This is a genomic window from Alcanivorax sp. (assembly GCF_002733835.1).
GTDB lineage: Bacteria > Pseudomonadota > Gammaproteobacteria > Pseudomonadales > Alcanivoracaceae > Alcanivorax.
In genome coordinates, this window is record NZ_NVWY01000006.1 from 78,240 (window position 1) to 94,329 (window position 16,090).

Genomic DNA, 16,090 nt, shown 5'->3' on the forward strand with positions numbered 1-16,090 from the left:
AGAAAACGCTTGGGGTTTCAGCGCTTTATTCTCTGCATTCTAGGCCAGTGTAAACAGCTTGACTACCTGGCACCCGTGGAGGGGGTGACAGAATCTGAGTGGTTAGGGAAAAACGGGGCCAATTGGCCCCGTCCAGTTACCTGAAGCGTTTATTCAACAGGGTTTACGCATTCCGCGCGGGATGGCTCGTGCTTGCAGCGAATTTTGCGCAGCAGGCTCATCATGTCCTTGTTGTAGGTGCCCTCCTTGGTGAGGGCGATACGGGCATCACGCATCATTTCGTCGTAACGCAGTTTGTCTGCCTCAGGTATGCGCACCCACCACTTCTTGTTGACTTCGTTGTTGGCGTTCTCAATCACACGCATGGCGCGGTCAAACTGACCGAGCATGTATTTGCGCGATTGTGCTGCGAAGTCTGCGGGGAACTTGTCTTTTTTCAGAATCACTTGAGCCGTCAGCTGACCAAGTACGTAATCGATGATGCCGCCGTCAGGCTGCATGCCTTTATACAATTCCAGAGCAGAATAAGCTGCAATGGGGGCAAAACAGATATCCACGGAGCCGTTGTTGAAGCGACCGGAGAAGTTTGTGATGTCGGACATCACGGGGGACATGCCCACGCGGGACGCCATATTGGCCTGTGCCGTATCGTACTCAAGTACCGCGATGGATTTGCCGGACAGTTCGCCGACGGTATCGATGGTGCGGTCTTTTACGAACAGGTAGGCCGCGCCCATTGGCGCAACGCCGCCCACTTCATAGGGCCCGGAAACCAGTTTTTCATTGATGGAGGGGTTGCCGCTGGCGAGTACGGTGATCACGGTGCGCATGGCGTCGTAGCTGGGGATGGCGCCAATGGAATCCATGCTGCCGGTGTAGCTGTTGAACTGACGGCCACGGATGCCGGTAAGGACGGCGGCATCACACTGCCCGGCCTTCAGGTCTTCGGAGGCAATTTTTTCATCGGTGTAGGGCTTGAGTTCAAGATCGATGCCCCAGCCCAGGGCGGCGGTCTTGTAGTCCTTCATGATGTTATAGATATCGCCGTTGGCGCCGATAATGTCGAATACGCACATAGTGCGTTTCTCGGCGGCTTGGGCGGTGGGGGTAAGCGTCAATGCCAGAGCGGCAGTGGCGGCTGCAGTCAACGCTTTAACGTAGCGCATAATTGTCTCCTGGTTACTTCTTACAACTTATTCAAAAGCGGCCCGAAGGCCGCAACAGGCTTATAGCAAATCGTCAATATTTACGGCGGGGCCGGATTGGGCTTTGTCATCCCAGAATGTGCCGATGCCACCAATGGGGGTACGCTTGCCGGTGTTTTCAGTCCATTCACGGTCTGAAATGCCCTGCACGATGAAGCCGGCAATGGCGTCCAGCATGGCGTAGTCCGGGTCCAGATTCTGGTCGTTTGCCGCGTAATCACGGATAGCTTTGCGCAGGCGTTCGTCATTGCCTTTGCTGAAAGCGCTCATGGCATACAGGGCGCTGCCCAGGCGGATACCGCTGTCGAAGCCGGCCTTGGCAGAGGTTTCCAGCTCAGCCCACGCATCCGCGTTTGGTGGAGCCAGCATCGGCAGCAGGTTCCAGACCGCCGCACGGGTGCCACGTGGTACGCCCCACCATTTGTCGTTATCGAGACACTTCATGTTGCGCTCGACCTTGGCGGCGATATCGCGGGGTACGCCGACTGCGCCGTCGGAAGCGCCGTCGTTAAGCAGGGATTGCACGCCGGAAATATTACCGACCATCCATACCATTTCATCGAAGTCGGTTTTCAGTTTCGGACACTCGCCTTCCTTGACCTCACCGAAGGCTTCAACCGTGTAGTTGTATGCCTTGAACTGGCGTTGGGCTGCGACAGCTGACCAACGTTTCTGCTCGATACGTGCATCCTGGGCTTCGCTGACACGCCCGTCTTTCACAGAGCGCATGTAGCGCAGCTCTGCCTCAAGGGCGATTTGTTCCGCACAGGTGGCTGCAACGGTGAAGACCATGGTGCCGAGTTTGCTGGGATCAGAACCTACTCGCTCGAAGGACATCAGCAGGGGGGTTTGTGCCTCACCGGTGACGCAGGCCATGCGTACGTCGTCGTAGGTCATCATGTAGGGCAGCATTTCGGATCGACCGAAGCTGATGAGAACGTCACCGGTAGTCTTGTAGATGACGCCACAGCCTTGCAGAGCCAGGATGGCGCCCCCTACCAAGGCCAGACCGGAATGTCGTAGCATTTTTTTCATGGAAAGAGAACCCATTCGTAAGCTCCTTGTTATTGTTCTCGATTAGCGCGGTCAAAGGTACGAAAGTCAGCCAATTGGCACAAGCGGCAATTACAAAAAAGCCTGCAAGCAATTACAAACAATAAATTTGCTATATCATGGTTTCTGTTCGATAACCTATGGAATCCACAGGGAAAATACGACTTTATCATGAGCGATCACAGTGGCGTTAAAGACATGCGGGCCTGGCTTGCGGGCGAACGGAGTGGCCTTTCACTGGCGTTGAATACCGCCCGGGGAGGGCTGCGAATTCTCGAAACACTGGGTGTGGTCGGTCGTCAGGGGCTGGGCTGGGCATTGGGCGATCGCCCGCCAGTACCGGCTTTGCTGCGTACTACCTTCGAATCTCTGGGCACGACATACATTAAGCTGGGTCAGTTTATCGCCAGTTCACCGTCGATTTTCCCGGAGGAGTATGTCGAGGAATTCCAGCGGTGTCTGGACCGGACACCACCCCTACCTTTTCATTACATCCGGGAAACGATCGAGTCCGAGCTGGGGGACAGCCTGGAGACGCTCTATCAATTTGTAGACCCCAAACCATTGGCCAGTGCGTCAATTGCTCAAGTTCATGCGGCTAAACTGAAGAATGGTCAGGATGTGGTGATCAAGGTTCAGCGCCCGGGAGTGAAGAATGTTTTACTCACGGATTTCAATTTTTTGTACTTCGCCGCCAGAATCACCGAACGGTTGGCTCCGGGATTGTCCCGTTCTGCCATTTCGGGGGTGATTGAAGAGCTGCAGGCGGGGATGCTGGAAGAGTGTGACTTCATCAAGGAGGCGGGTAATCTCAAGGCGTTTAACGTCTTCTTGCGTGATACCGGCAATTCCCAGGCCATCGCGCCAGAGCCCGTAATGTCCCATACCACTGGTAAAGTCCTGACAATGGAGCGCTTCTTTGGGGTGCCTCTGACGGACATGAATGTGCTGAAAAAGTATACCGATGACCCGGCGGGCACTCTGATTTCTGCGCTTAACACCTGGTTCTCGAGCCTGATGCTGTGCGACTTCTTCCATGCGGATGTGCATGCTGGCAATTTGATGTTATTGGAGGATGGTCGGGTAGGGTTCATCGATTTCGGTATCGTCGGGCGGATTCGGCGCGAAGCCTGGGACGGCATGGCAACCTTCTTTGATGCTATAGGCCGAGGCGATGTCCGGCAGATGGCGGAAGCCATGGCAGTGATTGGCATGACCCGTGAGGAGGTGGATGTGGCGGCGCTGGCCCGGGACATCGAAGGCTTGCAGGGCGCGCTGGGTCAGGTTGATCCGTCCTCACTGGTGCAGGCGGATCGCAATGACAAGGAAGTGAATCGGTTGTTAATGGATATCGTGAAGATTGGTGAAAGCCACGGCATTCGTTTCCCGCGGGAATTTGCCCTGTTGCTCAAGCAGTTCCTGTATTTCGACCGCTATGTGCAGGTGCTGGCACCAGAAATGGATATGTTCAGTGATAACCGCGTAGACATGTTTGGTGCCATTGATGAAATGCCGGGTGGCTTTCTGCACTAATAGCAGCAAGCTACAACCTATGAGCCACAAAAAAACCGTACCTGCGAAGGTACGGTTTTTTTGTTTGGGCCTTGATGCGAGTGACGAGTAACGAGTTTCGAAACTCGTAGCTGTCATTCCACCGGATTGCTGCATTCCGCCCGGCTGGCGTCCAGCTTGCAGCGGATCTTGCGTTGCAGGGTCAGCATGGTGGCGTCGTAGTAGTCTTTCTTGCGTAGTTGCAGGCGGGCTTCCTGCATCATGATTTCATATTCCTTTTTGTCTTCCTGCGGAATCTGGATCATCCAGTGTTCCGGTACTTTTTCCGCTTCGATTTCCAGGCGTTCCATGATCAGGTGGTAACTGTTGTAGAACTCTTCGCGTACCAGTTGTGCCACTTCGTTGGGGAATTTGTCCTTGCGGCCGATTAGCTGCATGGTGATTTGCGCCAGCGGGTAATCAATGATGCCGCCGTCCGGTTCCATGCCTTTGTAGAGTTCCAGGACTTCGTAGGCAACCAGAGGGGCGGCCAGAACATCCACCACGCCGTTGTTGAATTTATTGGGTGCAGACACGATGTCTGACGCTACCGGTGTTGCCCCGATTTGCGAGACCATTTCAGCTTGTGTGGGGTCGTAATCAAGCACAGCCACACGCTTTCCTGCTGCATTGGCAAGAGTGTTGATGCTTCTGTCGTTCACGAAGACATAAGCGCCACCCGCTGGAGCCAGGCCCAGAATCACATATTCACCGCTCACCATTTTGTCGGCGCTCTTTGGGCTGGCCAGGACTTGCAGCAAAATCTTCATGTGCTCTTTGGTAGGGAGCGCGCCGATAGCATCAATGGTACCGGTGTATTTGTTGAACTGACGGCCCCGCAATCCGGTAATCAGAGCGGCATCACAAATGCCGGCCTTGAGATCTTCGGCAACCACGCTTTCGCTGGTGTAGGGCTGTACATCCAGGTCAACACCATATTGCAGCAGGCGCGTACGCTGGTCTTCGGCAGCCTTGAAAATTGGCCCGGCACGGCCAGCAATATCCCAGATACAAATGCGCCGTTTGAGCGGTTCACCCTGGCTGAAGCCCGCGGCTTTCTGCATGGCCTTGATGCGATCATCCAGGCTGCGGTTCTGGTCGAAGGCAATGGCGCGTAATTTGTCTGCCAGCGCGGGGGTGAGTTCCACGCCGGGTGCAAAGCGCTCCAGTTCGGCCTGTTGGGCGGGGGTCAGATCAAGGGTGTCATCGGCGTTGAGAGCCGTGCTGCCGATCAGCAGGGAAAAAAGGATGAAGTGACGAAGAAATCGCACGATAGCCTCCGTGGCTATTATTGTTTGTTGTTGGCATTCAGCGTTGGCCGGTTACGGCATGACTGTTCGGCATTGTGGGCAGGTAATGGTCGGCGCGTCGCTGGCTTGCCAGCCGGTACCGGTGGCGGTGCCGCCAATCGGGCGGCTTGGTCGGTGCGGAGAGTGGGGCGCGGGGAGTGGAGTGAACAAAAAGCGGGTTATTATTTATTCGGTGGACTGGCTGCATTCAGGACGGCCGGCATCCAGGTTGCAACGGATACGTTTCATGATGCTCAGCATGGCAGGGTCATAATAGCCGCTATCCCGCAGTTTTATGCGCGCGTCGCGCATCATGCTGTTGTAATCCCGTTTTTCGTCATCAGGAAGGGGGGTCCACCAATGGGAGGGAATGCGTTTGGCTTCTCTTTCCAGGGCAACTTGTACAGATTGAAAGCTGTCCGCGGCGATTTCGCGAATCAGTGCGGAAAACGCTGGCGGAAAACGATCGGAGTGGGCAATAAGCTGTGCGGTGAGTTGCACGATGGGATAGTCCACGATGCCGCCAGCCGGTTCCATGCCTTTGTAGAGTTCCAGGGCCTGGTAGGCGATCAGCGGAGCGGGTAAAACATCGACGCTGCCGTTGTTGAACTGACTGGGCGCGGTGGCCAGGGTGCTGGCCACGGGCGTGGCGCCGATATGCGTTACCATCTTTGACTGGCCGGGGTCGAAGTCGAGTACGGCCACTTTTTTTCCGGCAACCTTGCCTAGAGAGTTCAGGGCGCGGTCGTTCACGAACAGGTAGGCGGCGCCTGCAGGGGTGATGGCCAGCGTCTGGTATTTATTGCTGACCATTTTATCAGCCAGCTGCGGGTGCGCCAGGGTGCGTAGTAGCAGGTTTACATGTTCCAGGGTGGGCAGGGCGCCCAGTGCATCGATGCTTCCTGTGAAGCGGTTGAATTGGCGAGCACGGAAACCACTCATCAGGGCGGCATCGCAATGGCCGTTTTTCAGCGAGGCGACCAACACGCCTTCGTTGGTGAACGCTTCCAGGCTGATATCAATATTGTAGCGCAGCAAATCCACGCGCAGATTGGTGGCGCCGCTGTAGACGGGGCCGGATCGGCCGGAAAGGTCCCACAGGCAGATGTGCCGTTTGAGTTTTTCCCCTTCTGCCAGCCCCATGGACTGCCGTGCCTGCTTCAACTGTTGTTGTTGCTTGTCGGTAAGCGTCAGTGCTGAGCCATTGGCTGCAGCAACAAGAAGCACTGCCGTACATAGATATCGAAACGTCCCCATGACCGATCCTTTGTCATTTGATGAAACGCTTATAGCACGTTGCTGTGCGGCGAAGTTTTACCGCCTGTATGACAATTGTACGAAGCGCCCGGGAGGGCGCTTCGTTGCAGGCGTTGCGACTTGCCGAAGGGGGTTACTGGGTGATGCTGCACTCAGAGCGGGCCGGGTTGAACTTGCAGCGAATTTTTCGCTGCAATGTCAGCATGTCGCCACTGTAATATCCCTGGCCGCGAAGCGCGTCACGGGCGTCCTGCATCATCACTTCGTATTCCTGTTTGTCTTTTTCCGGGATGTTAATCATCCAGCGGTCAGGTACCCGTTTGGTTTCCTGTTCAATACGGCTCATTACCATGGGGTAGGCTTCAAACGAGGCTTCACGAATCAGTTGCGCTACTTCATTGGGGAACTTGTCCAGCCTGCCGATTAGCTGCATGGACAGTTGCGTTAGTGGGTAATCGACAATGCCGCCATCCGGGCTCATGCCTTTGTACAGTTCCAGAATTTCGTAGGCAACGAGGGGGGCCGGGAGGATATCAATCTGGCCGTTGTTGAATTTGTTCGGAGCGGAAACAATGTCGGTGGTGACCGGGGTGGCACCGATGGCGGCCACCATTTCTGCCTGGGTCTGGTCGTAATCGAGCACGGCCACACGGTGGCCGGCGGCCTTGGCCAGCGAGCTGATGCTGCGGTCGTTAACAAAAATGTGGGCCGCGCCGGCTGGGTAAATGCCCATTACCACGTAATCGCCTTGCACCATGTGTCCGGCTTGTTTCGGATGAGAGAGCACCTGCAACAGGGTTTGCATATGCTGGTTGTCGGGTACGGCACCAATGGCGTCCACGCTGCCGCTGTAAAGATTGAACTGACGTGCCCGCAGGCCGCTCATTAATGCTGCGTCACAGCGGCCAGCCTTGAATTCTTCCACCATCACCGTTTCGTTGGTGTAGGGCACCATATCCAGGTTGATGCCGTACTCCACTGCCAGCGCCCTCTGCTCCATGGCGGCATTGAAGACGGGGCCATTACGCCCGCCAATATCCCAGATACAGATAGTGCGCTTCAGGGTGCTGCCAGCGGGCATCTGATCAAGGCCAACCATCTGGCTGATGGCCTTGAGTCGGCTGCGCACAGGCATGTCGCGGGTATAAAAGACGTCTTCGAGTTTCTCCAGGGTGCTGTCGCTCAGGGTCACGCCAGGTAGCAATGCCTTGAGTTGAGTTTTCTGGGCGTCCGTCAATGTGGCCGCGCTGAGTGAGGAGCACAGCAGGCTGACGAGAAAGAAAAGTGTGGTGGTGGTGCGCATGGTGGTCTCCCTGACGCGGCATTCTTGTTATGAGCGTTACAATTAGCATGCTGTTGCCGGATAGGGGAGGGCTTTTGCGCAGAGGGTGACCGCGTTACGGCAAGCAGCGGCGAAAGGGTCAATGGTGGGCGATTTGAAAGCTCAAAGTTGAAACGGGGGCAGAGCCGGGGGGGCATTTCAGTCCAGTGGCCGCGCTGCATTTGGCCTCAGGCTCTGGACCGGACAGTGAGGTTCCAAACCTGATCGCGCCTTTTCAACTTTGAACTTTTCACTTTCAACTCATGGTTTTTACTTAGGCTGTGCGTCGATGGACGCCCCGTTGACGTCGCGGCTGTCTGGCCCCAGCAAAAACAGATAGGGCGCCATGATGTCAGCCGGGGTTTTCAGTGTCTGCGGGTCTTCGCCTGGATAGGCAAGGGCACGCATATCTGTGCGGGTGCCGCCGGGGTTGAGAGTGTTGACGCGAATATTGCTGGTGTTTTCCAGTTCTTCCGCCAGCACCTGGGCCAGGTTTTCGGTGGCCGCTTTGGAAACCGCATAGGCGCCCCAGAATGCACGGCCCTTGCGGCCCACACTGGAGGACGTGAACAGCAAGCGGGCATCGTCGCTGGCGCGCAGCAGAGGCAGCATGGCCTGGGTCAGGTAGAAAGCGCTGTTCACATTGGTCTGCATGACAGACTCCCAGGTGCCGGCACCATAGCGGTCCATGGGGGTGATATCACCGAGCATGGAGGCATTGTGGAGAATGCCGTCCAGGCGGCCGAATTCCTTGTCGAACAGGCCGGCCAGTTCCTGGAAATCTTCCGGGCGGGCGACCGTCAGGTTGACCGGCGCCAGGGCGGGTTCCGGCCCGCCAGCGGCTTTGATTTCATCGTAAACCGCTTCCAGTTTTTCCTGGGTGCGCCCCAGCAGGATCACCGTGGCGCCATGGGCCGCCAGTGTGAGTGCGGCGGTGCGGCCGATGCCGGCGCCGGCGCCAGTGACAAGAATAATGCGGTCTTTGAACGTATCTTGAGCGCATTGATAGTTGAGGGCGAGTTGCTGGATATCGGTCATGGTGGTTCCTGTGTTTCTTGTGCTGCAGGCGTGATGCCTGACGCCGTATGCGTTTAATCGTAGGGCGGAAATCCGCGCGAGTCACATGTGTGGCACATAAGCCTGGCCGTTGTGACGCTGGCTGATGGCGGGGGTGAATAATTGGCCCACTTCCGCCCTACGGTTAGTGTGTGGTTTTCTCGTAGAGTTTCTGCAAAAGCGGCAGCAGGTCGCAGCCTTGTTCCAGATAATAATCGGCCTGCCAGCCACGGGGATCGTCGTCCGCGTCGATATAGCCGAAGGCGGCCACGGCGGTTTCCATGCCCGCGTTCTGGCCGGCCTGAATATCCCTCAGGTGATCGCCCACATACAAGCAGTTGGCCGGGTTGACGTTGTCATCGTGGGCCGCGATCAGCAGGCCTTCCGGATCCGGTTTGCGCTGTTTGACGTGGTCCGGACAGATGACGGGTCCCACCCGTTGGTGGAGGTTGAGCCCTTCCAGGACCGGGCCGGTAAAGCGGGCAGGTTTGTTGGTGACGATACCCCAGGGCAGCTGTTGGGCGTCGAGCCAGGCGAGCACCTCGGCCAGGCCGGCAAACAGCACGGTATCCACGGCCAGGTGCTGTTCGTAGGCATTGAGTAGTTCGTCCAGCAAGAGCGCGAAGCTGGCATCGTCCGGCCCGACACCAAAACCCAGCTCGGTGAGTGCGCGGGCGCCATTGGAGACGTTGGCGCGCACGGCAGAGTAAGAGACTTCCGGGCGGCCGTGTTTTTTCAGCAGGGCATTCAGCACCGTGTAAAAGTCCGGTGCGGTATCAATCAGGGTGCCGTCGAGATCGAAGTAAACGGCTTCAAGGCGTTCCATCATTGGCTTGACGCCTGATGCTTGACGCCAGACGGCGAGGTGGATTCGTCAGGCGTCAGGCGTTCGGCGTTTGGCGTTTTTACCGCGTGCATCAGATAGTTCACGGATACATCCCGGTTCAGCTTGTACACCTGCGTTAGCGGGTTGTAGACCATGCCGGCAGTGTCTTTGACTTCCAGCCCGGCATCGCGGGCCCAGCCGGCCAGCTCGGATGGCTTGATCAGTTTGGCGTATTCGTGGGTGCCACGGGGTAGCAGGCGCAGCACATATTCCGCCCCGACAATGGCAAACATGAACGCCTTGGGGTTGCGGTTGATGGTGCTGAAGAACACCTGCCCGCCAGGTTTGACCAGGGCCGCGCAAGCGCGGATGACCGAGGATGGGTCTGGCACGTGTTCCAGCATTTCCAGACAGGTCACCACGTCATATTGACCGGCGCGCTGTTCGGCGATCTGTTCTGCCGGGGTTTGCAGGTATTCCACCGCCACGCCGGCCTGTTCCGCATGAATGCGTGCCACAGCCAGTGGCGCTTCGCCCATGTCGATGCCGGTCACGTCAGCACCACGGCGGGCCATGCCTTCGGAAAGCAGGCCGCCGCCGCAACCGATGTCGATGACTTTTTTGCCCGGCAGGCTGACGCGCTCGTCGATATAGTTCAGGCGCAGGGGGTTGATGTCATGCAGTGGGCGGAACTGGGAATTCGGGTCCCACCACTGCTCGGCCAGGGCATTGAACTTGGCGATTTCACCCGCGTCTACGTTCTGTTTGGAGGAGTGAGTCTGGGCTTGTTGTTCAGTCACGGTCGGCTCCGGCAATTTTTTCCTGCCACTGCTGGGCATTGTTGAGAATCAGGGCTTCATTGAGGGTGGTCAGCTTGCGGTCGTCCATCAGGCAGCGGCCTCCCACCCAGGTATGGGTGATCTGGTCGCGGGTGGCGGCATAAATCAACTGGGCCACCGGGTCATAGACCGGTTGGGTTTCCAGTCGGTTCAGATCCACGGCCACCATGTCGGCCTGCTTGCCAATTTCCAGGGAACCGATATCGTCGTCACGGCCCAGTGCCTTGGCGCCATTCAGCGTGGCCATTCTCAGTGTTTCCATGGCGGGCAGGGCATCGGCCTGCAGACTCACGCCCTTGGTCAGAAACGCGGCGGTGCGGGCCTCACCGAGCATATCCAGATCGTTGTTACTGGCGGCGCCGTCGGTGCCCAGTGCCACGTTGATGTTGGCCTTGCGCAGTTTTTCCACGGGGGCAAAGCCGCTGGCCAGCTTCAGGTTGGATTCCGGGCAGTGCACCACGTGAGTGCCGGTCTGGGCGACCAGGGCGATTTCTTCATCGGTGAGCTGGGTCATGTGCACGGCCAGCAGGCGCGGAGACAGCAGCCCCAGATTATGCAGGCGGGTGAGCGGGCGCTCGCCAGTGTTGCCCACGGCCATCTGGATCTCCCCGGCGGTTTCATGCACGTGCATCATCACGGGCACATCCAGTTCTTCGGCCAGGGTGAGTACCTTTTGCAGCGGTGCATCGGACACGGTGTAGGGGGCGTGCGGGCCAAACCCGATCTGAATGCGTGGTTCATGCTGCCATTCGTCCATGGCGTCCGTGGCCAGGCGCAGGTAGTCCTCCGGGCCGGACCCCATGGGGGTGGGGAAATCCAGCAAAGGACAGAACAGGCTGGCGCGCAGGCCGGCTTCCACGGTGGCGCGGGCTGCATGGGCGGGGAAGAAGTACATGTCGGCAAAGCAGGTGGTGCCGGAGCGGATCATCTCCGCCGCTGCCAACCGGGTGCCGTCGTACACAAAGCTCTCGCTGATAAAACGCCCTTCGGCGGGCCAGATATGCTTTTCCAGCCAGGTCATCAGGGGCAGATCATCCGCGATACCGCGCAGCAGGTTCATGGCGGCATGGGTATGGGCATTGACCAGGCCGGGGATCAGCAGGTGATCACCCAGATGCTGTTGCTCGTCGCTGCGCCACTTTTCGTTGGCCAGGGCGCTGGGCAGCAAGTCGGCAATGCGGCCGTCCTTGACCACCAGGGCATGGTTTTCCAGTACTGTGCCCTGCGGGTCGACGGGGGCGATCCAGCGGGCGTGGACGATCAGGTCGGCCTGATTGTCGCTCATGCATAACTCCTTGATCGAACAGGGGCCTGTGGCCCTGAATAGTGCGACGCAGTATAGCGTGTCAATGCAGATCTTGCCCTGACTGCGTGACGATAAACGTCTCGCGGACCGGAGTCGAAAAGCCATCTTGTGAGGATCGACGCGGATATGGCGCCGATACCGTCCAGCTGTGCTATCATCCGGGGCTTTTCCGGGCTTTGTTAACCGGAATTCGCGACGGCAGTGGGGCCGGGCAGGGTGTCTGCCCCCTGAAAATCCACTGCCTATAAGAACAGACTGCACGGGCGGCCATGGGCATCCCGTGAAATCGGCCCTCAGACGGGCCGGCTTGGGGAAGCCGCAGGGGCTTTCCCAACACCTTGTGGATAGTAAGGATCGCTATGACGGATCTCGCCAGAGAAGTTACCCCGGTCAACATCGAAGACGAACTCAAGCAGTCATACCTGGATTACGCCATGAGCGTGATCGTCGGGCGGGCGTTGCCGGACGTGCGCGATGGCCTCAAGCCGGTGCACCGCCGTGTGCTGTTTGCCATGCACGAGCTGAACAACGACTGGAACAAGCCCTACAAGAAGTCCGCCCGTGTGGTCGGTGATGTGATTGGTAAATACCACCCCCACGGTGATTCCGCGGTGTATGACACCATCGTGCGGATGGCGCAGCCTTTTTCCCTGCGCTATATGCTGGTGGATGGCCAGGGTAACTTTGGTTCCATCGACGGTGACTCCGCCGCTGCCATGCGTTATACCGAAGTGCGCATGGCCAAGATTGCCCACGAGCTGCTGGCCGATCTGGACAAGGAAACCGTGGATTTCGTCGACAACTACGACGGCACGGAAAAAATTCCCGATGTGATGCCCACCCGGGTGCCCAACCTGCTGGTGAACGGCTCTTCCGGTATTGCCGTGGGCATGGCCACCAATATCCCGCCTCATAATCTGGGTGAAGTGGTGGATGGCTGTCTGGCGCTGATTGATGACGATAGCCTGACCCCGGACGACCTGATGGAATACATCAAGGGCCCGGATTTCCCCACCGCAGGCATCATCAATGGCCGCGCCGGTATCGTGCAGGCTTACCGCACTGGCCGTGGCCGGGTGTATATGCGTGCCCGCGCCGAGATCGAGGCCACCGACAAGAGCGGCAAAGAAGCCATCATCGTCACCGAGATTCCCTATCAGGTGAACAAGGCACGCTTGATCGAGAAGATCGCCGAGCTGGTGAAAGACAAGAAAATTGAAGGCATCACTGAACTGCGCGACGAGTCCGACAAGGAAGGTATGCGCATCGTGATCGAGCTGCGCCGTGGCGAGAATGCCGAGGTGGTGCTCAACAACCTCTACCAGCAGACCCAGATGGAATCGGTATTCGGTATCAATACCGTGGCACTGGTAGACGGTCAGCCCAAGATTCTTAACCTGCGCGAGCTGCTGGATGCCTTTATCCGCCACCGCCGGGAAGTGGTGACACGTCGCACCGTATTCGAGCTGCGCAAGGCCCGTGAAAAGGCCCATCTGCTGGAAGGTCTGGCGGTTGCCCTGAGCAACATCGATCCGGTGATCGAGCTGATCAAGGCTTCCCCCAGCGGCGCCGAGGCGAAAGCCAAGCTGCTGGACAAGGGCTGGAAGCCCGGTGATGTACTGCAGATGCTGGAGCGTGCCGGCGGCGAAAACGCGGCTCGCCCGGACGGACTGGAAGAGCAGTACGGTCTGCGTGAAGACCTCTATTACCTGAGCCCGGAACAGGCCCAGGCGATTCTCGATCTGCGTTTGCAGAAGCTCACCGGGCTGGAGCGGGAAAAACTGATCAGCGACTACCAGGAGCTACTGGAGCAGATCGCTGAATTGCTGAAGATCCTCGGTAACCCCGAGCGTCTGATGGAAGTGATCCGCGAAGAACTGCAGGCGGTGCGTGAGGAGTATGCCGACGAGCGTCGTTCCGAAATCGTGGCCTCCCGTCAGGACTTCAGCATGGAAGACCTGATCGCCGAAGAAACTGTGGTGGTGACCCTGTCCAACGGCGGTTACGCCAAGATGCAGCCCATCGACACCTATCGCGCCCAGAAGCGTGGTGGTCGCGGCAAGTCCACCGGGCAGCTGAAAGACGAAGATTATGTGGAGCACCTGCTGGTAGCGGGCACCCACGACACCCTGTTGCTGTTTACCGATGCAGGCAAGGTGTTCTGGCTGCGTACCTTTGAGCTGCCCCAGGGCGGCCGGGCATCGCGCGGCAAACCGATTGTGAATTTGTTGCCGGCACTGGGTAATGAAGAGCGCATTACGGCCATTCTGCGTCTGGACGCGGAAATGGTGCGCCAGCAGAAAGCGGGTGGTGAAGAAGACGTTGCCGATGCAGATGATGTGGCGGACGTTATTGAAGACGAAGTGGATAGTGAGGTCGAAGGTGAAGCCGAGGCGGTAACCGATACCGTTCCCGGACCCTTTATCTTCATGGCCACCTCCAGCGGTATCGTCAAGCGGACTGCGCTGGCCAACTTCGCCCGTCCGCGCAGCTCCGGTCTGATCGCGGTGAAATTGCAGGAAGGCGAGCATCTGGTGAACGTGGCCATCACCCAGGGCCACGAAGACATCATGCTGGTTGCCCGCAACGGCAAGGCGGTGCGTTTCCATCAGTCCAAGGTGCGAGTCATGAGCCGTCTGGCCCGTGGTGTGCGTGGCATCAAGCTGGCCGAAGGGGTGGACGTTATTTCCCTGATCGTGCCGGAAGAAGATGGCCAGATCCTCACTGCCTCCGAGCACGGTTACGGCAAGCGTACTCCGCTCACCGATTACCCCACCAAGGGGCGTGGTGGCCAGGGCGTGATTGCCATGGTGATCAACGAGCGAAATGGTGAGCTGGTCGGTGCCACCCAGGTGTTCGGCGAAGAAGACATCATGCTGATTTCCAACCAGGGCACCCTGGTGCGTACCGGTGTCAATCAGGTGAGTACGTCGGGCCGTAACACCCAGGGTGTTCGCCTGATCCGCCTGGCTGATGGCGAGGCCCTGTGTGGTCTGGCCACCATCCCCGAGCTGGAAGGTGTCGAGGACGACATCGAAGAGGGTGAGGTGCTGGAAGAAGGGGATGTTACCTCTGAAGCACCGGAGTCTGACGCCTCCGACGACGCCGAGGAATAAACCGGTTTTAACGCGTCGGACGTCAGACGTCGGACGTCCGACGCAAAACCAGCCAACCCCGAGCCCGGTTTCGCCGGGCTTCTTTGATTAGACGGAGAACATGCATGTCCCGCGCCTATAACTTCTGCGCAGGTCCGGCGGCGTTGCCGCAGGCGGTACTCGAACAGGCCCAACAGGAAATGCTCGATTATCGGGGCCTGGGCCTTTCCATCATGGAAATGAGCCACCGCGATAACGTCTTTGTGGAGATTGCCGAGCAGGCCGAGAAAGACCTGCGTGACCTCATGGGCATCAGCGATGATTATGCGGTGTTGTTCCTGCAGGGCGGGGCGTCCAGCCAGTTCGCCATGGTCCCCATGAATCTGTTGGGTGAAGGGCAAACGGCGGATTACATCAACACCGGGCAGTGGTCCAAAAAAGCTATCAAGGAAGCCGGCCGCTACGGCAATATCAACGTGGCGGCCAGCAGTGAAGACACCAACTTCAGTACCGTGCCGCCGCAGGACAGTTGGGCCCTGTCTGATAACCCGGCCTATGTGCATTACTGCCCCAATGAAACCATTGGCGGCCTGGAATACAGCTTTGTGCCGGCGGTGGGTGACACCCCGCTGGTGGCGGACATGAGTTCCACCATCCTGTCCCGGCCAGTGGATGTGAACCAGTACGGGCTGATTTATGCCGGTGCCCAGAAGAATATTGGCCCGGCTGGCCTGACTCTGGTCATCGTTCGCAAGGACCTGCTTGGCAAGGCCGGCGCCAATGTGCCCGCCATGCTCAATTACCAGATCCATGCCGACAACGGCAGCATGTACAACACCCCACCCACCTATGCCTGGTACCTGTCAGGCCTGGTGTTCTCCTGGCTGAAAAAGCAGGGCGGCGTGGGCAACATGGGCGAAATTAACCAGCGCAAGGCCGAAAAGCTGTATGGTTTTATTGATAACAGTGGCCTGTACAGCAATCCGGTAGAGGTCATCAGTCGCAGCCGCATGAATGTCCCTTTTGTGCTGGCAGACGATCGGCTTGATAAACCCTTTCTGGATCAGGCGCAGGCAGCTGGCCTGCTGAATCTCAAAGGCCACCGCAGCGTGGGTGGCATGCGCGCCAGCATCTATAACGCGGTGCCGGAAGCGGCGGTGGATGCGCTTATTGCCTTTATGGCAGAGTTTGAGAAAAAGAACGCCTAGACGCCTCACGCACCATGCACCACGCCATGCCTGGCAGGGTTGCAGTAACGGGAAGCGCAGTGAATTGTTTGAAAAGGTGGGTAG

General features: G+C 58.0%; 12 protein-coding genes. 3 read left to right on the plus strand and 9 right to left on the minus strand.

Annotation, left to right across the window (positions count from 1 at the left end; all coding sequences use genetic code 11):
* Positions 1-149: 149 nt before the first annotated feature.
* Both COA55_RS05205 and COA55_RS05210 read right to left on the minus strand, forming a co-directional pair.
* Entirely contained in the window at positions 150-1,166 is a 1,017-nt protein-coding gene (locus COA55_RS05205; protein ID WP_063520994.1) for a putative solute-binding protein, read from the minus strand.
* A gap of 60 nt (positions 1,167-1,226) precedes the next feature.
* The gene (locus tag COA55_RS05210) at positions 1,227-2,255 is read right to left on the minus strand and encodes a hypothetical protein (RefSeq protein ID WP_290500902.1); all 1,029 of its coding nucleotides are present in this window, start codon (positions 2,253-2,255) and stop codon (positions 1,227-1,229) included.
* 174 nt (positions 2,256-2,429) lie between these two features.
* On the opposite strand from COA55_RS05210, the gene COA55_RS05215 reads away from it, so the two are divergent.
* Entirely contained in the window at positions 2,430-3,791 is a 1,362-nt protein-coding gene (locus tag COA55_RS05215) for an AarF/UbiB family protein (protein WP_290500903.1), read from the plus strand.
* Positions 3,792-3,904: 113 nt separating this feature from the next.
* On the opposite strand, the gene COA55_RS05220 is transcribed toward COA55_RS05215, so the two are convergent.
* The 7 genes from COA55_RS05220 to COA55_RS05250 form a co-directional block, all read right to left on the minus strand.
* A complete protein-coding gene (locus COA55_RS05220; RefSeq protein WP_290500904.1) occupies positions 3,905-5,080 on the minus strand; it encodes a putative solute-binding protein in 1,176 nt (391 codons plus the stop codon).
* Between the two features lie 204 nt (positions 5,081-5,284).
* The gene (locus tag COA55_RS05225; protein ID WP_290500905.1) at positions 5,285-6,355 is read right to left on the minus strand and encodes a putative solute-binding protein; all 1,071 of its coding nucleotides are present in this window, start codon (positions 6,353-6,355) and stop codon (positions 5,285-5,287) included.
* Between the two features lie 133 nt (positions 6,356-6,488).
* Positions 6,489-7,658: a putative solute-binding protein gene (locus tag COA55_RS05230; protein WP_063518634.1), complete on the minus strand. Its 1,170-nt coding sequence runs from the start codon at positions 7,656-7,658 to the stop codon at positions 6,489-6,491.
* A gap of 288 nt (positions 7,659-7,946) precedes the next feature.
* Complete coding sequence (locus tag COA55_RS05235; RefSeq protein ID WP_063518635.1) at positions 7,947-8,714, minus strand: YciK family oxidoreductase; 768 nt, start codon at positions 8,712-8,714, stop codon at positions 7,947-7,949.
* 163 nt (positions 8,715-8,877) lie between these two features.
* Entirely contained in the window at positions 8,878-9,561 is a 684-nt protein-coding gene (locus tag COA55_RS05240; protein WP_290500906.1) for an HAD-IA family hydrolase, read from the minus strand.
* The gene (gene ubiG, locus COA55_RS05245; protein WP_290500907.1) at positions 9,558-10,358 is read right to left on the minus strand and encodes a bifunctional 2-polyprenyl-6-hydroxyphenol methylase/3-demethylubiquinol 3-O-methyltransferase UbiG; all 801 of its coding nucleotides are present in this window, start codon (positions 10,356-10,358) and stop codon (positions 9,558-9,560) included. Before ubiG ends, COA55_RS05240 begins: the two co-directional genes overlap by 4 nt.
* Complete coding sequence (locus COA55_RS05250; RefSeq protein ID WP_290500908.1) at positions 10,351-11,682, minus strand: TRZ/ATZ family hydrolase; 1,332 nt, start codon at positions 11,680-11,682, stop codon at positions 10,351-10,353. Before COA55_RS05250 ends, ubiG begins: the two co-directional genes overlap by 8 nt.
* A gap of 380 nt (positions 11,683-12,062) precedes the next feature.
* Between COA55_RS05250 and gyrA the strand changes: the two genes are divergently transcribed.
* Positions 12,063-14,819 carry a DNA gyrase subunit A gene (gene gyrA, locus COA55_RS05255; RefSeq protein WP_290500909.1) on the plus strand — a complete coding sequence of 919 codons (2,757 nt, stop codon included), beginning with the start codon at positions 12,063-12,065 and terminating at the stop codon, positions 14,817-14,819.
* 104 nt (positions 14,820-14,923) lie between these two features.
* Entirely contained in the window at positions 14,924-16,006 is a 1,083-nt protein-coding gene (serC, locus tag COA55_RS05260; RefSeq protein WP_290500910.1) for a 3-phosphoserine/phosphohydroxythreonine transaminase, read from the plus strand.
* Positions 16,007-16,090: the final 84 nt, after the last annotated feature.

Bases quoted from the DNA above. Each gene is read 5' to 3' on its own strand.
- gyrA (WP_290500909.1), top strand. From the start codon at position 12,063: ATGACGGATCTCGCCAGAGAAGTTACCCCGGTCAACATCGAAGACGAA.
- serC (WP_290500910.1), top strand. From the start codon at position 14,924: ATGTCCCGCGCCTATAACTTCTGCGCAGGTCCGGCGGCGTTGCCGCAG.
- COA55_RS05205 (WP_063520994.1), bottom strand. From the start codon at position 1,166: ATGCGCTACGTTAAAGCGTTGACTGCAGCCGCCACTGCCGCTCTGGCA.
- COA55_RS05230 (WP_063518634.1), bottom strand. From the start codon at position 7,658: ATGCGCACCACCACCACACTTTTCTTTCTCGTCAGCCTGCTGTGCTCC.
- COA55_RS05235 (WP_063518635.1), bottom strand. From the start codon at position 8,714: ATGACCGATATCCAGCAACTCGCCCTCAACTATCAATGCGCTCAAGAT.
- COA55_RS05215 (WP_290500903.1), top strand. From the start codon at position 2,430: ATGAGCGATCACAGTGGCGTTAAAGACATGCGGGCCTGGCTTGCGGGC.
- COA55_RS05225 (WP_290500905.1), bottom strand. From the start codon at position 6,355: ATGGGGACGTTTCGATATCTATGTACGGCAGTGCTTCTTGTTGCTGCA.
- COA55_RS05240 (WP_290500906.1), bottom strand. From the start codon at position 9,561: ATGATGGAACGCCTTGAAGCCGTTTACTTCGATCTCGACGGCACCCTG.
- COA55_RS05210 (WP_290500902.1), bottom strand. From the start codon at position 2,255: ATGGGTTCTCTTTCCATGAAAAAAATGCTACGACATTCCGGTCTGGCC.
- COA55_RS05250 (WP_290500908.1), bottom strand. From the start codon at position 11,682: ATGAGCGACAATCAGGCCGACCTGATCGTCCACGCCCGCTGGATCGCC.